This is a genomic window from Streptomyces sp. NPDC079141, assembly GCF_040686775.1.
In the GTDB taxonomy this organism is placed as follows: Bacteria; Actinomycetota; Actinomycetes; order Streptomycetales; family Streptomycetaceae; genus Streptomyces.
This window is the reverse complement of record NZ_JBFBLP010000002.1, coordinates 736,637-756,984: the sequence shown is the minus strand read 5'-3', so window position 1 is coordinate 756,984 and position 20,348 is coordinate 736,637. Positions and strand designations below refer to the sequence as shown.

The following is a 20,348-nucleotide window of genomic DNA, read 5'->3' as shown; positions in this document are numbered from 1 at the left end:
CGCCCCACGGGATGTCCCGTGGGGCGCGAGCCGTTGTGCGTCAGGCCTTGGTCGACCTGGTCGTCTTCTTCGCGGCCGCCTTGGTGGCGGTCTTGGCGGCCGTCTTCGTGGCCGTCTTCCTGGCCGCCGCGGCCTTCTTGGTGGCCGTGGCGTCGACCGCCTTGGTGGCGGTCTTCCGGGCCGTGCTCTTGGCCGCCACGGTCTTCTTCGCCGCGGTCTTCCTGCGGGCCGCGGGAACGGGCGCGTCGCTGATCCGGTCGGCGCCGAGAATCTCCCGCAGGAACTTGCCGGTGTGGCTCGCGGGGACTCCGGCGACCTCCTCCGGCGTGCCCTCGGCGACGACGAGGCCGCCGCCCGCGCCACCCTCGGGGCCCATGTCGACGATCCAGTCGGCGGTCTTGATCACGTCGAGGTTGTGCTCGATGACGATGACCGTGTTGCCCTTGTCGACCAGGCCGCCGAGGACCGTCAGCAGCTTGCTGATGTCCTCGAAGTGCAGACCGGTGGTCGGCTCGTCCAGGACGTAGACGGTACGGCCGGTGGACCGCTTCTGCAGCTCGCTGGCGAGCTTCACGCGCTGGGCCTCGCCGCCGGACAGGGTGGTCGCGGACTGACCCAGCCGGACGTAGCCGAGGCCGACGTCGTGCAGCGTCCTGAGGTGGCGGGAGATCGCGGGCACCGCCTCGAAGAAGTGCATCGCCTCCTCGATCGGCATGTTCAGGACCTCGGCGATGGACTTGCCCTTGTAGTGGACCTCCAACGTCTCCCGGTTGTAGCGGGCGCCGTGGCAGACCTCGCAGGGGACGTAGACGTCCGGGAGGAAGTTCATCTCGATCTTGATGGTGCCGTCGCCCGCGCAGTTCTCGCAGCGGCCGCCCTTGACGTTGAAGGAGAAGCGGCCGGGCATGTAGCCGCGGACCTTCGCCTCGGTGGTCTCGGCGAACAGTTTGCGGATGTGGTCGAAGACGCCGGTGTACGTCGCCGGGTTGGACCGCGGGGTGCGGCCGATGGGCGACTGGTCGACGTGTACGACCTTGTCGACGAGGTCGTCGCCGTCCACACGCGTGTGCCGTCCCGGAACGCTCCTGGCACCGTTCAGCTCGCGCGCCAGGTGCGTGTACAGGATGTCGTTGACCAGCGTGGACTTGCCGGAGCCGGAGACACCGGTGACCGCGGTGAACACGCCCAGCGGGAAGGACACGTCGATGTCCTGGAGGTTGTTCTCGCGGGCGCCGTGCACCGTGAGGTGCCGGGAGGGGTCGCGCGGGCGACGGATGTCGGGCAGCGGGATGGACTTCCGGCCGGACAGGTACTGCCCGGTCTGCGACTCGGCGTTGGCGAGCAGCTCCTTCAGGGAGCCGCTGTGCACGACCTTGCCGCCGTGCTCGCCCGCGCCGGGGCCGATGTCCACGACCCAGTCGGCCACCTTGATGGTGTCCTCGTCGTGCTCGACGACGATCAGCGTGTTGCCCATGTCGCGCAGCCGGACCAGGGTCTCGATCAGGCGATGGTTGTCGCGCTGGTGCAGGCCGATGGACGGCTCGTCGAGGACGTAGAGGACGCCGACGAGGCCGGAGCCGATCTGGGTGGCCAGGCGGATGCGCTGGGCCTCGCCGCCGGAGAGCGTGCCGGCCGCGCGGTTGAGCGAGAGGTAGTCCAGGCCGACGTCGACCAGGAACCGCAGTCGTTCGTTGACCTCCTTCAGCACCCGCTCGGCGATCTTCTTGTCGCGGGCGTTGAGCTTCAGCTCGCCCAGGAAGTCCGCGCAGTCGCTGATGGACATCGCCGCGACCTCGGCGATCGACTTCTCCATGATCGTGACCGCGAGGACGATCGGCTTCAGGCGCGTGCCCTCACAGGTGGGGCAGGGCACCTCGCGCATGTAGCCCTCGAAGCGCTCACGGCTGGCGTCGGACTCGGCCTCGCCGTGCCGGCGCTTGACGAAGGGGACGGCGCCCTCGAAGGGGGTCGTGTAGACGCGCTCGCGACCGTACCGGTTGCGGTAGCGGACCTCGATCTGCGTCTTGTGGCCGTACAGCAGGGCCTTCTTGGCGCGCTGCGGCAGACCGGCGAAGGGGATGTCCGTCCGGAAGCCCAGGGCGTCCGCGAGGGCGCCGATGAGCCGGCCGAAGTAGTCCTTGGTGTGGCCGTGCGACCAGGGGTGGATGGCGCCCTCGTCGAGGCTCTTGTCCTCGTCGGGGACGATCAGCTCGGCGTCGACCTCCATGCGCGTACCGATGCCGGTGCACTCGGGGCAGGCGCCGAAGGGCGAGTTGAAGGAGAAGGAGCGGGGCTCCAGCTCCTCGAAGGACAGGTCGTCGTACGCGCAGTACAGGTGCTCCGAGTACATGCGCTCGCGCTCGGGGTCGTCCTCGGGCAGGTCGACGAAGTCGAGCACGACCATGCCGCCGGACAGGCCGAGGGCGGTCTCGACGGAGTCGGTGAGGCGGCGCTTGGCGGAGTCCTTCACCGTGAGGCGGTCGACGACCACCTCGATGGTGTGCTTCTCCTGCTTCTTCAGCGTGGGCGGGTTGGAGAGCTGGATCGTCTCGCCGTCGACACGCGCGCGGGAGTAGCCCTTGGTCTGGAGGTCGGCGAAGAGGTCGACGAACTCGCCCTTGCGCTCGCGCACGAGCGGCGACAGCACCTGGAAGCGGCTCCCCTCCGGCAGCTCCAGGACCTTGTCGACGATGGCCTGCGGCGACTGCCGGGAGATCGGCCGACCGCACTCGGGGCAGTGCGGCTTGCCGATGCGCGCGAAGAGCAGACGCAGGTAGTCGTAGACCTCGGTGATGGTGCCGACCGTGGAGCGCGGGTTGCGCGAGGTCGACTTCTGGTCGATGGAGACCGCGGGCGAGAGACCCTCGATGAAGTCGACGTCCGGCTTGTCCATCTGGCCGAGGAACTGGCGGGCGTACGAGGAGAGCGACTCCACGTAGCGGCGCTGGCCCTCCGCGAAGATCGTGTCGAAGGCCAGGGAGGACTTGCCCGACCCGGACAGGCCCGTGAAGACGATGAGCGAGTCGCGAGGCAGGTCGAGCGAGACGTTCTTGAGATTGTGCTCGCGCGCGCCACGGACGATGAGACGGTCGGCCACGCCGGTCCGCACCTTTCTTGAGAGAAGTGACAGGGGCGAGGCCCCCGTCTTTTCTCAGACTAGGGGGACCCACTGACAACGCCGGTCGGATTCCGGGATGCACAACAATCCCCGACCATCCAGCATGCCCGACGCCACTGCCGACCATATAGCACGCGCATTCGATTTACGGCACTGCTTCACCACCTTCACCCAAAGGTGTGGCGGCACTAAGGTCAGCAGCATGACTGATCACGCTCATGACCTGGCGTCTGTACGTGACGCGACGGACCGGCTGCTCACCGCAGTCGCCAAACTGGACAACGCCTCGGTCGCCGAGCCGTCACGGCTCCCCGGCTGGACCCGCGGCCATGTCCTCGCCCACCTCGCCCGCAACGCCGACGCTCTGGTGAACGTGTTCCAAGGGCGCCCCATGTACACCTCCGGCGAGGCGCGGGACGCCGACATCGAACGGGACGCCCCGCGCCCGCTCGACGTCCAGCTCACCGACGTACGCGAGAGCGCGGCCCGCCTCCAGGAGGCCGCGGACGCGCCCGCGGACTGGTCGCGCACGGTGGAGCTGCGCAACGGGGTCACCGACACGGCGGCCCGGGTGCCGTTCCGGCGCTGGGTCGAGGTGGAGCTGCACCACGTGGACCTCGGGATCGGGTACGAGCTGGAGGATCTCCCGGAGGAGTTCGCCCGGCGCGAGATCGACTTCCTCGCGGAGCGGTTCCGGGGCAACCCCGACGTGCCCGCCGTGACGATCGTCGAGGACGACGGCCGGCAGGTCCCCACCGGCCGTCACGAGGGAGACCCGATCACCGTCAGCGGCCGCCGGGCCGATCTGCTCGGCTGGCTCTGCGGCCGCCGCGACGGATCCGCCCTGACGACTGCCGGCGGCGCTCTGCCGGCACTCCCCCCGCTATAGGCTGCCGCCATGACGTACAGCGGACAGGTGACGGTCGGCGGCCCGGCGGATGTGCACGAGCTCAAGGACCTGATGATCACCAAGATCGCGGTCGGTCCCATGGACAACAACTGCTATCTGCTGCGCTGCCGGGCCACCGACGAGCAGCTGCTGATCGACGCGGCCAACGACGGGGACGCCCTGCTCGGCATGATCGGCGACGACGGCATCGCGTCCGTCGTCACCACGCACCAGCACGGCGACCACTGGCAGGCGCTCGCCCAGGTCGTCGCGGCCACGCGCGCGCGTACCTACGCCGGCCGCGCCGACGCCGAGGGCATCCCCGTGCCGACCGATGTCCTGGTCGATGACGGCGACGTCATCCGGGTGGGGCGCGTGGAGCTCACCGCGCGCCACCTGGTCGGGCACACGCCGGGCTCGATCGCCCTCGTCTACGACGACCCCCACGGGCATCCCCATGTGTTCACCGGGGACTGCCTGTTCCCGGGCGGCGTGGGCAACACCCGCAAGGACCCGAAGGCGTTCGCCAGCCTGATCCACGACGTCGAGACGAAGATCTTCGACGTGCTGCCGGACGAGACCTGGGTCTACCCGGGGCACGGCAACGACACGACCCTGGGCGCGGAGCGGCCGCATCTGCCGGAGTGGCACGCGCGGGGGTGGTGAACGGCGGGGTGCGCGCCCGGCGCGCACCCCTCTGCGCGCGCCGGTGCCTTCCGTGGTCCACGCGCCCCGTGTGAAACCTTCACGCGCACCGGCGCCCTGCGCGCGCTCCCGGCGCATGTCGTTGCGCAGTCAACTGGAAGCAGCCCGCACAGGAAGACGGCTCTTGCGCGGTACGGGCCGCCGGTCTTTCATCCCCGCCCTCGACCGGCGGCCCGGGCATGCGACACGGCCTCTGCCCCCGTACGCCTCCGCCTCCTTACGCCTCGGCCTGCGCCGCACCCACCAGTGCCGCGACGCGCTCGACGCCGAAGACGTACCCCTGCACCCCGCACCCCGCGATGACCCCGTTGGCGCGCAGCGAGACGTAGGAGTGGTGACGGAAGGACTCACGCTGGTGGATGTTGGAGATGTGGACCTCCAACACCGGCATGCCGTCGCAGGTGTTGAGCGCGTCCAGGATGGCGACGGACGTGTGCGAGTAGGCGCCGGGGTTGATGACGATCCCGCAGTGGTTCAGCCGCGCCTCGTGGATCCAGTCGACCAACTGACCCTCGTGGTTGGACTGGCGGAAGTCCACCGTGCCGCCGTGCGCGGCCGCGGCCTTGGCGCACATCGCCTCGACGTCGGCGAGGGTGTCGGAACCGTAGATCTCCGGCTGGCGCTGGCCGAGCAGGTTCAGATTGGGGCCGTTGAGGATCATGATCGGGGCGTTGGCCAGGGTGCGGGGCACGGTTCCTCCGGTCCGGTGATGGGGTGGGCGATCGCTTGAGGACCGCTGCTCAGACCCGGTTTATCACGGTGCGCGGGCGACGCGGCGGCCCGTACCCTGCCCGGCATGACGACGATCTCGTACCCGCCCAAGCCGTCGCCCGGCGACCGTATAGCCGTCATCTCGCCCGGCGCCGGCCTGCCCGGACTCTTCCCGCGCCCCCATGAGCTGGGCCTGGAGCGCCTGCGCAAGGAGTTCGGACTCGAACCGGTCGAGTACCCGACGACCCGCAGGATGGGCGCGACCCCGCAGGAGCGGGCCGCCGACATCAACGCCGCCTTCGCCGACCCGGACATCAAGGTGGTCATGGCCTCGATCGGCGGCGACGACCAGATCACCGTGCTGCCGTTCCTGGACCGGGAGTTGATCCGGGCGAACCCGAAGCCGTTCTTCGGGATGAGCGACAACACGAACCTGCTCGCGTACCTGTACAACACCGGAATCGTCGGCTACCACGGCGCGACCGTGATGACCGCCCTCGGGCGCCCGGTGGCCATGGACACGCTGACCGCCGACTCCCTGCGGGCCGCGCTGTTCACCTCCGGCAAGTACGACCTCACGCCCGCCGAGCGCTGGAGCGACGTCGACCGGGACTGGGCGGACCCCGCGACCTTCGAGGCCGAACCGGAGACCCGGCCCGGCACGGGCTGGACCTGGGTGAACGCCGACCGGGTGGTGGAGGGCCGCAGTTGGGGCGGCTGTCTGGAGATCCTCGGCTGGCTGCTGATGGCCGACCGGGAGATCGCCCGCGACCTCTCGCAGTACGACGGCGGGGTGCTGCTCCTGGAGACCTCGGAGGAACTGCCGAGCGCCGAGGAAGTCTTCCGTACCCTGCGGAACATGGGCGAGCGCGGGCTCCTCCAGCGCTTCTCCGCGCTGCTCATGGGCCGGCCGAAGACCTGGTCCTTCGAGCACCCCAACAGCCCCGAGGAGGCCGACGGTTACGCCGCCGGGCAGCGCGAGGCGGTACTGCGCGCGATGCGGGTGTACGCCCCGAACACCCCGATCGTCTTCGACGTGGACTTCGGGCACACCAGCCCTCAACTGGTCATCCCCTACGGCGGTCTCGTACGGGTCGACGGCCCGGCCCGGCGCATCACGGTCACCTACTGACACCTCCACGCGCCCCCGTAACCCACGGTCACCGTGGGTAGTTGACGCGGCATGCACGACGTACGCACCGTAAGGGCGCCCTCCATGCTGCGGCTCGCGGCCGCCTCGCTCGCCGGGACGGCCATCGAGTTCTACGACTTCTTCGTCTACGGGACCGCGGCGGCGCTGGTCCTGGGGCCGCTGTTCTTCCCCACGTTCTCGCCGGTGGCGGGGACGCTGGCCGCGTTCGGGACGTTCGGTGTCGGGTTCCTGGCGCGGCCGCTCGGTTCGGTGCTGTTCGGGCACATCGGGGACCGGCACGGGCGCCGGCCGGTCCTCGTCGGCTCGCTGCTGCTGACGGGCGCCTCCACCGTCGCGGTCGGCTGTGTACCGACGTACGACACGATCGGGGTGGCCGCTCCCGTGCTGCTGCTCGTGCTGCGCTTTCTGCAGGGTCTCGGGCTCGGCGGGGAGTGGGGCGGGGCCGTGCTGCTGACCGCCGAACACGCGCCTGCCGAGCGGCGCGGGCTGTGGACGAGCTTTCCGCAGGTGGGTCCGGCGATCGGTTTCCTCCTCGCGAACGGCGTGACGCTGACACTGGCGGCGACGCTGTCCGAGGCGCAGTTCGCCCAGTGGGGATGGCGGGTGCCGTTCTGGGCGGCGGGGGTGCTGGCCGTGGCGGGGCTGTGGCTGCGGTCGTCGCTCGCCGAGAGTCCCCGGTTCCTGGAAATCGACGACCACGCGCGCGTGCCGCTCGCCGAGGTGGTGCGCGACCACTGGCGGCTCGTCCTGCTGACCGCCGGCGCGCTCGCGATCGGATACGCGATCTTCTACGCCGTGACGACGTGGTCGCTGGCGTATGCGACGGAGCGGCTCGGGGTGAGCCGTACGGTGATGCTGGTCTGCATCATGGGCGCGGTGCTGGTGAAGGGGTCGCTCACTCCGTTCGCGGCGTTGCTCGGGGACCGGTACGGGCGGCGGCCGCTGTGTCTGGCCGGATGTGCGGCGGCCGCGGTGTGGATGTTCCCGATGGTCGCGCTGCTGGCCACCGGCGCGCCGCTGCTGATGTTCCTCGGCTTCCTGGGCGCGATGCTCGCGTTCATCACGATGTTCGCCGTCATCGCCGCGTACCTGCCGGAGCTGTACGAGCCGCGGGTGCGCTGTACGGGCGCCGCGGTCGGCTACAACCTCGGCGGGGTCCTCGGCGGTGCGCTCACGCCGATCGCGGCGACCGCGCTCGCCGAACAGGGCGGCCGGGTGCCGTGGGGTGTGGGGGCGTATCTGACGGGGATCGCGCTGCTCAGTCTCGGGTGCTTCGCGCTGTTGCCGGAGACGCGTCCGGTGCGGGCGGTGGCGGCGACGCCGGTCATGGATTGATCGCGAGTTCCAGATAGGCGGCGAACAGCACCAGGTGGACCCCGCCCTGGAGGGGAGTGGCCCGGCCCGGCACCACCGTCAGGGAGCTCACCACGACGGTCAGGGCGAGCAGCACCATATGGGTGGCGCCGAGGCCGAGGACGAGCGGCCCGGAGAGCCAGATCGTCGCCATGGCGACCGCGGGGATCGTGAGGCCGATGCTGGCCATGGCCGAGCCGAGCGCGAGGTTCAGGCTGGTCTGCACGCGGTCGCGGCGGGCCGAGCGCAGGGCGGCGATCGTCTCCGGGAGCAGCACCAGCAGGGCGATGATCACACCGACGACGGCGTGATCGAGGCCGACCGACTCCACGCCGGACTCGATGGTGGGCGACACCGCCTTGGCGAGGCCGACCACGCCGATCAGGGCCAGGCCCAGCAGGCCGAGGCTGATCAGGGCGGTCCGGGCGGTGGGCGCGTCGGCGTGGTCCTCCGCGGTGATCACCTCGCCCTGCCGGGTGATGGGCAGGAAGTAGTCCCGGTGCCGGACGGTCTGGGTGGCGACGAACAGGCCGTAGAGGATCAGGGAGGAGATCGCGGCGAAGGTGAGCTGGACGCTGGAGAACTCCGGGCCCGGCTTGCTGGTGGTGAAGGTCGGCAGGACGAGGCTGAGGGTCGCGAGGGTGGCGACGGTCGCCAGTGCCGCGCCGGTGCCCTCGGGGTTGAAGACCGCGGTGCCGTGGCGCAGTGAGGCGACCAGGAGGCTCAGGCCGACGATGCCGTTGCAGGTGATCATCACGGCTGCGAAGACGGTGTCCCGCGCGAGGGTCGCGCCCTTGTCGCCGCCGTCTGCCATCAGGGTGACGATCAGTGCGACCTCGATGATCGTGACGGCGACGGCGAGGACGAGGGAGCCGAAGGGCTCTCCGACCCGGTGGGCGACGACCTCGGCGTGGTGGACCGCGGCCAGGACGGCTCCGGCCAGGACCAGCGTGACCAGTGCGACGACCGCGCCGGGCAGATCGCGGCCCCAGGTGAGGGCCAGCAGGACGACCGCGAGCACCGGCACGGCCGACGTCCATTCGGTGAACGACCTGAGCCGAGCGATCATGCCGTGATCGTCGCAAAGGTGAAGGGGCCCCGCACTTCGGCCTCGGGGGCCCCTTCACGGGTGCGGGCTACTTGAGTTCGCGCGCGTCCAGCAGGTCGCAGTTGACGAAGCGGGGCTCCCGGGTGCACAGCGCCGTCAGCTGCTCCGCCAGCTTGGCCGTCTCGGGGCGCTCGTTGTTGCGCATGGCCTCCTCGTACGACGCGAACTCGATCACGGCCAGGTAGCGCCCTGGAGTCTCCCGGTCCTTCAGCAGGATGCGGTGGTCGGGGCCGCCCTCCTGGCCCGCCATGCGCTGCCTGGCGTCTTCGAGGAGCTGCTCCATCTCGTCGAGCCGCTCGGTCTCGAAGTCGATGATCTGTACGAACTTCATGCCTGCCTCCGCCGGCCACGGCGCCCCCGGGCCGGGGAACGCGCACAGGGACCAAGCAAGCACCGGGAGCGGTGCTCGGCAATTCGCCGCGCACCGCTCCCGGTGATGGTTGTTCCTACGTCCGAAGCCGTCAGGCCTCGATGCTGTCCTTCGGAGCGCCTTCGCTCTCCTTCTGCGCCGCCTCGGCCGCCGCCTGCTTCTTGGAGGCGCGCAGGCTGGTGATCGTGGTGATGATCAGGACCGCGCAGATCACGCCGAGCGAGACCGGGATGCTGATCTCGGGGACGTGCACCCCCGACTCGTGCAGCGCGTGCAGCACCAGCTTGACGCCGATGAAGCCGAGGATGACCGACAGGCCGTAGCTGAGGTGGACCAGCTTCTTCAGCAGACCGCCGATGAGGAAGTACAGCTGCCGCAGGCCCATCAGCGCGAAGGCGTTGGCGGTGAAGACGATGTACGGGTCCTGGGTCAGGCCGAAGATCGCGGGGATGGAGTCCAGGGCGAACAGCACGTCCGTCGTACCGATCGCGAGCATCACGACGAGCATCGGGGTCATGACCCGCTTGCCGTTCTGCTGGATCCACAGCTTGGTGCCGTGGTAGCGGTCGGCGACGCCGAAGCGGCGCTCGGCGGCCTTGAGGAGCTTGTTCTCCTCGTACTCCTCGTCCTCCTCGTCGGCCCGGGCCTCCTGGATCAGCTTCCAGGCGGTCCAGATCAGGAAGGCGCCGAAGAGGTAGAACACCCACGCGAAGCTGGCGAGGATCGCGGCACCGGCGGCGATGAAGATCGCGCGCAGCACCAGGGCTATGAGCACGCCGACGAGGAGCACCCGCTGCTGGTACTGCGAGGGCACCGCGAACTTCGCCATGATCAGGACGAAGACGAAGAGGTTGTCGACGCTCAGGGACTTCTCGGTGATGAAGCCGGCGAAGAACTCGCCGGCGGGCTGGCCGCCGCCGAACACGAGCAGGCCGAGCCCGAAGAGGCCGGCCAGGACGATCCAGACGACCGTCCAGATTCCGGCTTCCTTGATGGACACGTCGTGCGGCTTGCGGCCGATGAAGAAGTCGACCGCGATCAGGGCGGCAAGGCCCACGATGGTCAGGACCCACAGGGTCACGGAAACATCCACTGCGCCTCCGGCAGTACGTAACGGCAAATGTCAGCGTCGTCGCTGCCGGAGGTCTCTTCCACCCGCGAACGGGCCGACGCCCCGGGATCTGGCCTGATCCGTATTGACGGGTACGCCGCAGTAGACAGGGAGTACTCCCCTCCGCACGAAAGAGAGTACCCCAATCACCAAGGGTTGGTAAAGAGGAGAGTAAAGGAAAGGGTAAATCCCCAGGTCAGAGGCTTTTACTTACGCTTGGTAATGGCCGCTCGACGGTCACCGGTTCCACGTGCGGCGGGCCGCGGCGACCTGGGTGAGCACCTGCTGGAGCACCTGGCTGCCGGGCGGCACGAGCGGGGGCTCGTACGTCCAGGCGTGTCCCACCCACGGGTCGGCGAGATGGTCCGAGGGCACCGGGGTGAGTCGCAGGAGCGAACGCCACAACGGGTCCAGCAACGGGCCGTAGGCGGAGGCCTCCTCACGGTCCGCGACCATCATCAGGTGGACGCCGACGGCCGGGCCCTCGTCCGCGAGGTAGCGCAGTTGGTTCACGGCCCGGTCGTCGAAGCCGTGCGGGAAGTCATTGACGATCAGCAGCTGCTCGGAGGTGTCGAAGCCGGGGGGCAGGGATTCCGACGCGCCGCCGCGCACCGCCATCTGCACGAGGTCGACGCGCTGCGTGAGCCGGCCGAGGACGTCCATCACCCCGGCCGCGCCGACGGCGGGCGGGGCCGCGAGCACGCCGGTCTGCACCAGCGGCGCGAGCGCCTGCGCTCCGGAGCCGGCCGGGTCGATGACGTGGACCGTGAAGTCGCCCGCGGGGTGGACGGCGAGCAGCCGGGCCGCGTGCGACACGGCCGTCTCCAGCCCGAGGCGGCGCAGGTCGTAGGAGTCGGTGAAGTCGCCGTCGAGCGACGCGGACGGCCCGCTGTCGATCCACAGACCGCGCTCCAGCGGCAGCCGGACCAGCATGGGGACGCGCAGTGGGTCGCTCTCGGGCAGGTGCAGGTCGCCCAGGCGCACGGCCATGGGCGTCTCCATGGGCACGCGGTACCCGTGCCAGACGGGGTTGTCCCAGCGCGCGTAGGCGTACGGCAGCGCGGGCTCGACGACCTCGGACTCGGCGGTGAGCTGAGCGAGGTCCCGGTCCAGCGTCGCCCGGGCCTGGTCGACGAGGTGGGCGTGCTTGGTCTGCGCGGCCTCCCGCGCGGCGTCGCCCTGACCGCCGATCCTGCTGCGCGGGTCGGACAGGACCTGGTCGAGCTCCTTCTCCATGCGCGAGTCGGCGAAGTCGACGGCGCTGCGGTACGCGGCCGTCGTCCGGGCCAGGTCCTCGAACATGCCCCAGACCTGGTTGTAGAGCCGCTCGTCCATGGACCAGCCGGTGGCGTCTCCCGCGACGGGCTGTCCGGGCTGCCCCGGCTGGGCCGGGGGCGCGGGCGGGGCGGGCGGCGGCGGGGCCGTGTTCCGCCGTCCGGGATGGCTGTAGTCGATCGGGCCGCCGGCGGGCGGGTCGGCGGGCGCACCCGGGTGCCCGGATTGCGGGGTCCCGGCGGCAGGGGTCCCTTGCGGGTTCTGTCCGCCGTAGGGCGAACCGGAGGCACCCTGCGGGTTCGGCCCGCCGTAGGACGAACCGGCCGACGGCGGTACGGCACCGGAGGCGCCCTGCGTGCCCTGTGCGCCGTACGTCGGGGCGGCGGGCGGGGAGATCTGGCCGGGGCCTCCCTGGGTCGTGGGGCCGGTCTGGTCCGGGCCGAGTGCGGGGGCTGCCGGTTGCCGGGAGCGGTCGGTGTCCGCCGTGCGCGGCGGTGCGGCGATCGAGCGGGCCACGCCCTGGGCCACCGCTTCGTTGATGCCGTTCGCGAGCAGGCCCGCCTCGGGCAGGTTCTGGTCGGCGAGGAGTTCGGCGAGCCCGCCCGCGTACCCCTGACCGACGGCGCGCACCTTCCAGGCGCCCTGCCGGCGGTAGAGCTCCAGGGCGACGACGGCGGACTCGGCGTCGAGACCGGTGATGGTGTAGGTCGCCACCTCGGAGCCGTCGAGGCCGGTGACCGCGACGAAGGGGGCGGCGACCGCACCGAAGCGGACCGGGCCGCCCACTCCGGTGGGCAGGGCGAGCAGCACACTGACCCGGTGCACGGCCTCCGGTACGGCACCCAGGTCCACCGCGAGGCGATGGTCGGCGGCCGCCTGCCGGGAGACCTCCAGGCCCGGCAGGGTGGGCGCGCCCGGATGGGCGACCCACTCCGTGCCGTGGACCTTGCCGTCCTCGTCGCTGAGCGTGGCGCCCGCCACGATCGGCGCGCCGGCCGAGACCCGGATCTCCAGACGGGCCTGGGAGAGCGGGTGGTTCTGCCCCCGCACCAGCTCGGCCGTCATCGCCTTCTCCCCCTGTGTGCCTGTGTCGCTTGTCGTGTTGGTGTGCTGCTCGCCCGGAGTCCCTTACAGGTGCGGCAGGATCGCCGGCATCAGGTCCTGGAAGGTACGGCCGTTGGCCGGGGTGCCGATGGCCGTCATCGACCAACCCGGGCCGTTGCGGTGCACCTTGGCCATGATCTGGGCGGTGTAGGCGCCGCCGCCGGCGAGCGTGTAGCGGGCCAGCTCCTGGCCGTTGGTCTCGTCGACCAGGCGGCAGAAGGCGTTCTGCACTTCCTGGAAGGTCTGGCCCGTGAAGGAGTTCACGGTGAAGACGATCTGGTCGATGTGGACCGGGATGCGGGCCAGGTCGACAAGGATCGCCTCGTCGTCGCCGCCCTGGCCGACACCGCCGACCAGGTTGTCACCGGTGTGACGGACCGAGCCGTCGTCGCTCACCAGGTGACGGAAGAAGACGACGTCGACCGGCTGCTTGTCGGCGAACAGCACGGCGGAGGCGTCGAGGTCGACCTCCCGGGTGCGCGAGCCGAACAGGCCGCGCCGGGGGGCCGCCTGCCAGCCGAGACCCATGCGCACCGCGGTCAGGCTGCCGCCGTCGTTCTTCTGCAGACTGATGGCCTGACCCTTGGTCATGTTGACGGTCACGTGCTGATTCCCCTCTCGAACTTCCCCTGTTGCCGCGGCGTCCGCGGATGACGAGAACCCTACGCAGGGGCACTGACAGTGCCGTACCCCGGTCCGCACTTTGTGTCGGTCTTGCAACACAGCAGGGGAAACTCCGAGGTCACGACAGCCGTCGCCGTCGCCGGCCCCCGGGGCGGGGACCGGCGTCGCTGGGTCCGTCAGGCCAGTCCGGCCTCCTTCATCTGGCGCAGTTCCTTCTTCATCTCGGAGACCTCGTCGCGCAGTCGGGCCGCGATCTCGAACTGGAGGTCCGCGGCGGCGGCGCGCATGCGCGCGGTCATCTCCTCGATCTGCTCGGCGAGCTCGGCCGCGGGCCGGTCGGTCGGCACGGTCTCCTTGGCCTTGCCCTTGGCCGCCTTGCCGCCGAGGGCGGGCACGGGGGCCTTGGCGCCCTTGCCGTCCTTCGTCTTGCGGTAGCCGGAGCCGAGCAGTTGCTCGGTGTCGACGTCCTCGCGGGCGATCTGGGCGACGATGTCGTTGATCTTCTTGCGCAGCGGCTGGGGGTCGATGCCGTTCGCCTTGTTGTACGCGACCTGCTTCTCGCGGCGGCGGTTGGTCTCCTCGATGGCCTTCTCCATCGCCGGGGTGATCTTGTCGGCGTACATGTGGACCTGGCCGGAGACGTTACGGGCGGCGCGGCCGATGGTCTGGATCAGGGAGGTGCCGGAGCGCAGGAAGCCCTCCTTGTCCGCGTCGAGGATGGCCACCAGGGAGACCTCGGGCAGGTCGAGGCCCTCGCGCAGGAGGTTGATGCCGACCAGGACGTCGTACTCGCCCGCGCGCAGTTCACGCAGCAGTTCGACACGGCGCAGGGTGTCGACGTCGCTGTGCAGGTAGCGCACCTGGATGCCGAGCTCCAGGAAGTAGTCGGTGAGGTCCTCGGCCATCTTCTTGGTGAGCGTGGTGACCAGGACGCGCTCGTCCTTCTCGGTGCGCTTGCGGATCTCGTGCACCAGGTCGTCGATCTGGCCCTCGGTGGGCTTGACCACGACCTCGGGGTCGACCAGGCCGGTGGGGCGGATGATCTGCTCGACAGGCCTGTCGGAGCGCGACAGCTCGTACTGGCCCGGGGTCGCCGACAGGTACACCGTCTGGCCGATGCGCTCCTGGAACTCCTCCCACTTCAGCGGGCGGTTGTCGAGGGCGGAGGGCAGCCGGAAGCCGTGGTCGACGAGGGTGCGCTTGCGGGAGGCGTCTCCCTCGTACATGGCGCCGATCTGCGGCACGGTGACGTGCGACTCGTCGATGACGAGCAGGAAGTCGTCCGGGAAGTAGTCGAGGAGGGTGTTGGGCGGCGAGCCGGGCAGGCGGCCGTCGAAGTGCATCGAGTAGTTCTCGACGCCGGAGCAGGAGCCGATCTGCCGGAGCATCTCGATGTCGTACGTGGTGCGCATGCGCAGGCGCTGGGCCTCCAGGAGCTTGCCCTGCTTCTCCAGCTCGGCCAGGCGCTCGCCCAGTTCCTTCTCGATGTCGTTGACGGCCCGCTCCATGCGCTCGGGGCCGGCGACGTAGTGGGAGGCCGGGAAGACGTACAGCTGCTGGTCGTCGCTGATGATCTCGCCGGTGACCGGGTGCAGCGTGGACAGTGCCTCGATCTCGTCGCCGAACATCTCGATGCGGACGGCCAGCTCCTCGTAGACCGGGAAGATCTCGATGGTGTCGCCGCGGACGCGGAAGGTGCCGCGGGAGAAGGCCATGTCGTTGCGCGTGTACTGGATGTCCACGAAGCGGCGCAGCAGCTGGTCCCGGTCGATCTCCTCACCGACCTTGAGGGGGACCATGCGGTCCACGTACTCCTGCGGCGTACCGAGGCCGTAGATGCAGGAGACGGAGGCGACCACGACGACGTCACGGCGGGTGAGCAGTGAGTTGGTCGCGGAGTGGCGCAGGCGCTCGACCTCCTCGTTGATCGAGGAGTCCTTCTCGATGTAGGTGTCCGACTGGGGGACGTACGCCTCGGGCTGGTAGTAGTCGTAGTACGAGACGAAGTACTCGACGGCGTTGTTCGGCAGGAGTTCCCGGAACTCGTTCGCCAGCTGGGCGGCCAGGGTCTTGTTCGGCGCCATGACGAGCGTGGGGCGCTGAAGCTTTTCGATCATCCACGCGGTGGTGGCGGACTTGCCGGTGCCGGTCGCGCCGAGCAGGACGACGTCCTTCTCGCCGCCTTCGATGCGCCGGGCGAGCTCGGCGATGGCCGTCGGCTGGTCGCCGCTGGGCTGGTAGGGGCTGACGACCTCAAAGGGCGCCACCGTGCGTTCGATGCTGGAAACGGGCCGCATGGATCCACCGTACGACCACCCACTGACAACGCGGCCGGATCACCTGTTCTGCGGAGTGCGGGAGCGGCGCTGCTCGGAGCCTCGGCGGGGGCGCAGCTGGGGGCGGCGGGTGGGGTGGGCCACGGCGCTGTGGGCCGGGATGCCCGGCTTGTCGTCCACGGCGACCCGGTCGGGGCGGCCCATGACCATCAGTGGGTCGAACATCACGACGACGCCGGCGAGGAGCAGGAAGGCGAGCGGGCCGATCATCATCGGGGCGAGCAGGGCGGCGGGCGAGTCGCCGTCGGTGGGGGCGCCCGTGCTGTGGAGATGGACGCTGAGGGCCGCCATGCCGGTGTAGTGCATGCCGCTGACGGCGAGCCCCATGACGAGGCTCGCGCCCACGCTCCACAGGAAGCCCCTGACCTGTCCGGCGGCCCACAGGGCGGCGGTGGCCGCGGCCATGGCTATGGCTACGGAGGCGGCGACGGTGAAGGTGTTGTACTCAAGCCTGCCGTCGAGCTGCATGCCGGCCATGCCCAGGTAGTGCATGGAGGCGATGCCGAGTCCGGTGATGGTGCCGCCGGTGAACAGGGCCGTTCCTCTGGCGCCCTTGTAGCCGACGATGAAGATCCCCATGCCCACCATGACGATGGCGATGGCGAGGCTCGCGAAGGTCATCGGTTTGTCGTAGTGGATGGGCGTCTCCTTGACCGTGAAGCCCATCATCGCGACGAAGTGCATGGTCCAGATGCCCGAACCGATGGCCGCCGACCCGAGGGCGAGCCAGCCGGGGCGCCAGGAGCCGGAGACGAGCATCGATCTGGTGGTGCAGCGCAGGCCGAGGGCGCCGCCGAGGCAGGCCATGAGGTAGGCCACCAGCGGTGTGACGAGGCCGTAGCTGAATCCGTCGACCGTGCCCTGCATGCGCGGCTGTCCTTCCGCCCTCTTGTGTCCGGGAATGTGCCGTGAAACGCCCCCTCCCAGGACCGCCCGAGCGGTCAGGGTTGAGGCAGAGAGTATGACCCCCACCGGAATGGTCGAACGATTTTCCGGCAAAGAAACACGGCCTTGCCTCAGTTGTGCGGCACCAGTGAACGGACTTGGGCAACACCGTGCAATCCACGGCCCTCGCGCAACCCTCTCCCGTCGACGCTCTGCTGTCACAGTTGAGCTGTCCGTGACGATCGACACGAGGAGTACGCATGCACGCGCGCGCTGTTGCCGCCACGACCACCGCGCTCCTGGGGACCGCCGCCTTCCTGCTGCCCACCTCCGACGCCGGGGCCGGTATCGCCGTGGAGCCTCCGACGGTCATCGCCCACCGGGGCGCCTCGGCGTACGCCCCCGAGAACACGCTGGCCGCCGTGGACAAGGCGGCGGAGCTCGGCATCCGCTGGATCGAGAACGACGTCCAGCGCACCAGGGACGGCGAGCTGGTCGTCATCCACGACGACAACCTGAAGCGGACCACGGACGTCGAGGAGGTCTTCCCCGACCGCGCGCCCTGGAAGGTCAAGGACTTCACGGCGGCCGAGATCGCCCGCCTGGACGCCGGGAGCTGGTTCGGCCCCGGGTACGCGGGCGCGCGCGTGCCGACGCTGGAGCAGTACATGGACCGCGTCGAGCGGCACCACCAGAAGCTGCTCCTGGAGATCAAGAACCCGGGCCTCTACCCGGGCATCGAGCAGCAGACCCTCAAGCTGCTCGGCAACGAGGGCTGGCTCGACCGGCAGCACCTGGCCGGCCGGCTGATCGTGCAGAGCTTCAGCGCGGACAGCGTACGGACCGTCCACGACCTCAAGCCGGGCGTCAAGACCGGGCTCCTCGGTACGCCGGACGTGTCGGACCTGCCCGGGTACGCCGCCTTCGCCGACCAGATCAACCCCTCCTACGGCTCGATCTCCGCGGGCTATGTCGCCGCCGTGCACGCGTTCGACGGACCGCACGGCAGGCCGCTGGAGCTCTTCACCTGGACCGTCAACGACGCCGACAACGCCCGGCTGGTCACCGGGTACGGCGTCGACGGCATCATCACCAACAAGCCCGACGTCGTACGGGACGCCGTGCACGGGCTGTGATCGGGGCCCGGGGCCCGGCCCTTCCTGCCGGGCCCCGGGCGTTGTCAGTGGCGGGCCGTACGGTGGGGCGCATGGACAGCCATGGACAGTACGAGCAGCAGGTCGTGTGGACCGTCGTAGGCACCGACATCGGCCCGCTGCTGCTGGCCGCGACCAGCGAGGGCCTGGTCAACGTCGTGTTCCACGCCACGGACGCGGTGCGTGACAAGGCCGTGGAGCGGCTCGCGTCCCGGCTGGGGCGCGAGCCCGTCGAGGCGCCCGGCTCCCCGCTGCTCGCCGAGGCGATACACCAGGTGAAGGCGTACTTCGCGGGCAAGCGGCACGACTTCGACCTGCCGCTGGACTGGTCGCTGATCTCGGGCTTCAACCGGCAGGTGCTGCGCGAGCTGGCGGCCGGCGTGCCGTACGGCTCGGTCGTGGGCTACGGCGACCTGGCCGGGCGGGTCGGCCAGCCCGGCGCCGCCCAGGCCGTGGGCACGGCCATGGGCGCCAATCCGCTGCCGGTCGTCGTGCCCTGCCACCGCGTCGTCGAGAGCGACGGCGGCATCGGCGGGTTCGGCGGCGGACTGGAGACCAAGCGAAAGCTGCTCGCCCTGGAGGGGGTCCTGCCCGAGCCGCTGTTCTGAGCGCCGCGGCCGACCGCGCGCGACGGCTGGCCGGGACGGCCGGGCGGTAGCAGACTCCGCCATGCGCACAGCCGCTGGCATCCGACTGGCATCCGCAGGACGCGGAGCCGAAGGGACGGCGATCACGCATGAGCGGAAACAGGGCAGTGGCGTATCTCAAACCGGGCGCGGTCGAGGTCAGGACCATCGACTATCCGACGCTCGAAATGCAGGACGGACCGGGGGTGGCTCCCGAGAACGTCGGCCGCAAGTGCCGGCACGGAGTGATCCTCAAGGTCCTCGCCAGCAACATCTGCGGCAGCGACCAGCACATGGTGCGCGGTCGGACGACCGCGCCCGAGGGGCTGGTCCTCGGACACGAGATCACCGGAGAGGTCGTCGAACGGGGTCCGGACGTCGAGACGATCGACGTCGGCGACATCGTCTCCGTACCGTTCAACATCGCCTGCGGACGGTGCCGCAACTGCAAGGAGCGCAAGACCGGAATCTGTCTGAACGTCAACCCGGCCCGCCCGGGGGCCGCGTACGGCTATGTCGACATGGGCGGCTGGGTCGGCGGTCAGGCCGAGTACGCCATGGTGCCGTACGCGGACTTCAACCTGCTGCGGTTCCCCGACCGGGACCAGGCCCGGGAGAAGCTGCTCGACCTGACCATGCTGTCGGACATCTTCCCGACCGGCTTCCACGGTGTGGTCAGCTCTGGTGCCGGCGTCGGCTCGACGGTGTACGTCGCCGGGGCGGGGCCGGTCGGCCTGGCGGCGGCCGCGTCCGCGCAGCTCCTGGGGGCGGCCGTGGTCGTCGTCGGCGACCTCAACCCCGAGCGCCTGGCCCAGGCGCGCAGCTTCGGCTGCGAGACCGTCGACGTCTCGCGCGGCGGCGTGGAGGAGCAGATCGCCGAGCTCCTCGGCGAGCCCGAGGTGGACGCCGCGGTCGACGCGGTCGGCTTCGAGGCCCGGGCGCACGGCCCCGACGCCCCGGAGGCGCCCGCGACGGTCCTGAACTCGCTGATGGGCATCACGCGCGCGGGCGGCGCCCTGGGCATCCCCGGGCTGTACGTCACGGACGATCCCGGCGGCGTCGACGAGGACGCGAAGTCCGGGACGCTGAAGGTGCGGCTGGGTCTCGGCTGGGCCAAGAGCCACCGCTTCACGACCGGGCAGTGCCCGGTGATGAAGTACCACCGGAGCCTGATGATGGCGATCCTGCACGAGCGCGTGCACATCGCCAAGGCGGTCAACGCCACTGTGATCGGGCTGGACGACGCTCCGCGCGGCTATGCCGAGTTCGACCAGGGCGCCAGCCGCAAGTACGTGCTCAATCCCCATGGGGTTCTGGATCGCGTACAACCCGTGTGAGTCCCTGGAGCGGGGTGTCCACGCGCGCGTGGACACCCCGTGCGCCGCGCGGGCCTCAGTCGTAGTGCCGGGCCTCGAAGACGTTGCCGTCCGGGTCGCGGAAGTAGAAGCTGCGCTTGGCCATGCCGCGGGCGCCGAAGGAGTCGAAGCCGATGGCGGAGACGGGCACGGCGTTCTCCTCCAGACGGGCGCGGAGCGCGTCGAAGTCGTCCCCCGGCAGCGCGATGCAGACGTGGTTGACCGGGTGTCCGGCACTTTCCGCGGCGCCCGGGAGCATCTTCATGCGTTCGGCCATGGTCTGCGGCATGAGGTCGAGGATGGTCTCCTCGTTGAGCCGTACCGAGGGGAAGGGCACCTGGCCGGCGGCGAAGTCGGTGAGCCTGACGGGCTCCATGCCCAGCGTCTTCTCGTAGAACTCGGCCGAGCCGATCGGGTCGCGTACCCAGAGGACGACGTGGTCGAGACGTGCGGTGTGGTCGGTCATGCGTC

17 protein-coding genes are annotated in these 20,348 nt (G+C 70.2%); 7 read left to right on the top strand and 10 right to left on the bottom strand.

Annotated elements, in window-relative coordinates:
* Positions 1-40: 40 nt before the first annotated feature.
* Entirely contained in the window at positions 41-3,097 is a 3,057-nt protein-coding gene (gene uvrA / locus AB0Q90_RS08530) for an excinuclease ABC subunit UvrA (RefSeq protein WP_363158262.1), read from the bottom strand.
* Positions 3,098-3,320: 223 nt separating this feature from the next.
* Between uvrA and AB0Q90_RS08525 the strand changes: the two genes are divergently transcribed.
* On the top strand, positions 3,321-4,007 hold the full coding sequence (locus tag AB0Q90_RS08525) for a maleylpyruvate isomerase family mycothiol-dependent enzyme (protein ID WP_363158261.1): 687 nt from the start codon (positions 3,321-3,323) through the stop codon (positions 4,005-4,007).
* A gap of 9 nt (positions 4,008-4,016) precedes the next feature.
* On the top strand, positions 4,017-4,673 hold the full coding sequence (locus tag AB0Q90_RS08520) for an MBL fold metallo-hydrolase (protein WP_363158260.1): 657 nt from the start codon (positions 4,017-4,019) through the stop codon (positions 4,671-4,673).
* Positions 4,674-4,929: 256 nt separating this feature from the next.
* Here the strand turns inward: AB0Q90_RS08520 and aroQ are convergent, their stop codons facing one another.
* Positions 4,930-5,403, bottom strand: a complete 474-nt coding sequence (gene aroQ / locus AB0Q90_RS08515) for a type II 3-dehydroquinate dehydratase (RefSeq protein ID WP_363158259.1) — start codon at positions 5,401-5,403, stop codon at positions 4,930-4,932.
* 105 nt (positions 5,404-5,508) lie between these two features.
* On the opposite strand from aroQ, the gene AB0Q90_RS08510 reads away from it, so the two are divergent.
* Complete coding sequence (locus tag AB0Q90_RS08510) at positions 5,509-6,555, top strand: S66 peptidase family protein (RefSeq protein WP_363158258.1); 1,047 nt, start codon at positions 5,509-5,511, stop codon at positions 6,553-6,555.
* A gap of 51 nt (positions 6,556-6,606) precedes the next feature.
* Positions 6,607-7,911: an MFS transporter gene (locus AB0Q90_RS08505; RefSeq protein ID WP_363158257.1), complete on the top strand. Its 1,305-nt coding sequence runs from the start codon at positions 6,607-6,609 to the stop codon at positions 7,909-7,911.
* On the opposite strand, the gene AB0Q90_RS08500 is transcribed toward AB0Q90_RS08505, so the two are convergent.
* The 7 genes from AB0Q90_RS08500 to AB0Q90_RS08470 form a co-directional block, all read right to left on the bottom strand.
* Positions 7,901-8,998, bottom strand: a complete 1,098-nt coding sequence (locus tag AB0Q90_RS08500) for an ionic transporter y4hA (protein WP_363158256.1) — start codon at positions 8,996-8,998, stop codon at positions 7,901-7,903. The genes AB0Q90_RS08505 and AB0Q90_RS08500 overlap by 11 nt on opposite strands.
* A gap of 67 nt (positions 8,999-9,065) precedes the next feature.
* A complete protein-coding gene (locus tag AB0Q90_RS08495; protein WP_363158255.1) occupies positions 9,066-9,368 on the bottom strand; it encodes a hypothetical protein in 303 nt (100 codons plus the stop codon).
* 130 nt (positions 9,369-9,498) lie between these two features.
* On the bottom strand, positions 9,499-10,500 hold the full coding sequence (locus AB0Q90_RS08490; protein ID WP_363158254.1) for a TerC/Alx family metal homeostasis membrane protein: 1,002 nt from the start codon (positions 10,498-10,500) through the stop codon (positions 9,499-9,501).
* A gap of 255 nt (positions 10,501-10,755) precedes the next feature.
* Positions 10,756-12,858 (bottom strand): TerD family protein, encoded by a 2,103-nt coding sequence (locus AB0Q90_RS08485; RefSeq protein ID WP_363158253.1) that lies wholly within the window; start codon positions 12,856-12,858, stop codon positions 10,756-10,758.
* 63 nt (positions 12,859-12,921) lie between these two features.
* Positions 12,922-13,500: a TerD family protein gene (locus AB0Q90_RS08480; RefSeq protein WP_363158252.1), complete on the bottom strand. Its 579-nt coding sequence runs from the start codon at positions 13,498-13,500 to the stop codon at positions 12,922-12,924.
* A 197-nt stretch (positions 13,501-13,697) separates the two neighbouring features.
* The gene (uvrB, locus tag AB0Q90_RS08475; protein ID WP_363158251.1) at positions 13,698-15,818 is read right to left on the bottom strand and encodes an excinuclease ABC subunit UvrB; all 2,121 of its coding nucleotides are present in this window, start codon (positions 15,816-15,818) and stop codon (positions 13,698-13,700) included.
* Between the two features lie 39 nt (positions 15,819-15,857).
* Positions 15,858-16,724 carry an MHYT domain-containing protein gene (locus AB0Q90_RS08470; RefSeq protein WP_363158250.1) on the bottom strand — a complete coding sequence of 289 codons (867 nt, stop codon included), beginning with the start codon at positions 16,722-16,724 and terminating at the stop codon, positions 15,858-15,860.
* Between the two features lie 278 nt (positions 16,725-17,002).
* Here AB0Q90_RS08470 and AB0Q90_RS08465 point away from each other — a divergent pair, with 278 nt between their 5' ends.
* From AB0Q90_RS08465 to fdhA, 3 genes are all read left to right on the top strand, one after another.
* Positions 17,003-17,878: a glycerophosphodiester phosphodiesterase family protein gene (locus tag AB0Q90_RS08465; protein WP_363158249.1), complete on the top strand. Its 876-nt coding sequence runs from the start codon at positions 17,003-17,005 to the stop codon at positions 17,876-17,878.
* 71 nt (positions 17,879-17,949) lie between these two features.
* Positions 17,950-18,504, top strand: coding sequence for a methylated-DNA--[protein]-cysteine S-methyltransferase (locus AB0Q90_RS08460; RefSeq protein WP_363158248.1), 555 nt, complete (start codon positions 17,950-17,952; stop codon positions 18,502-18,504).
* A 128-nt stretch (positions 18,505-18,632) separates the two neighbouring features.
* Positions 18,633-19,859: a formaldehyde dehydrogenase, glutathione-independent gene (gene fdhA / locus AB0Q90_RS08455; RefSeq protein WP_363158247.1), complete on the top strand. Its 1,227-nt coding sequence runs from the start codon at positions 18,633-18,635 to the stop codon at positions 19,857-19,859.
* Between the two features lie 55 nt (positions 19,860-19,914).
* Here fdhA and AB0Q90_RS08450 read toward each other — a convergent pair whose 3' ends face one another.
* Positions 19,915-20,343 carry a VOC family protein gene (locus AB0Q90_RS08450; protein ID WP_363158246.1) on the bottom strand — a complete coding sequence of 143 codons (429 nt, stop codon included), beginning with the start codon at positions 20,341-20,343 and terminating at the stop codon, positions 19,915-19,917.
* Between the last annotated feature and the right edge of the window lie 5 nt (positions 20,344-20,348).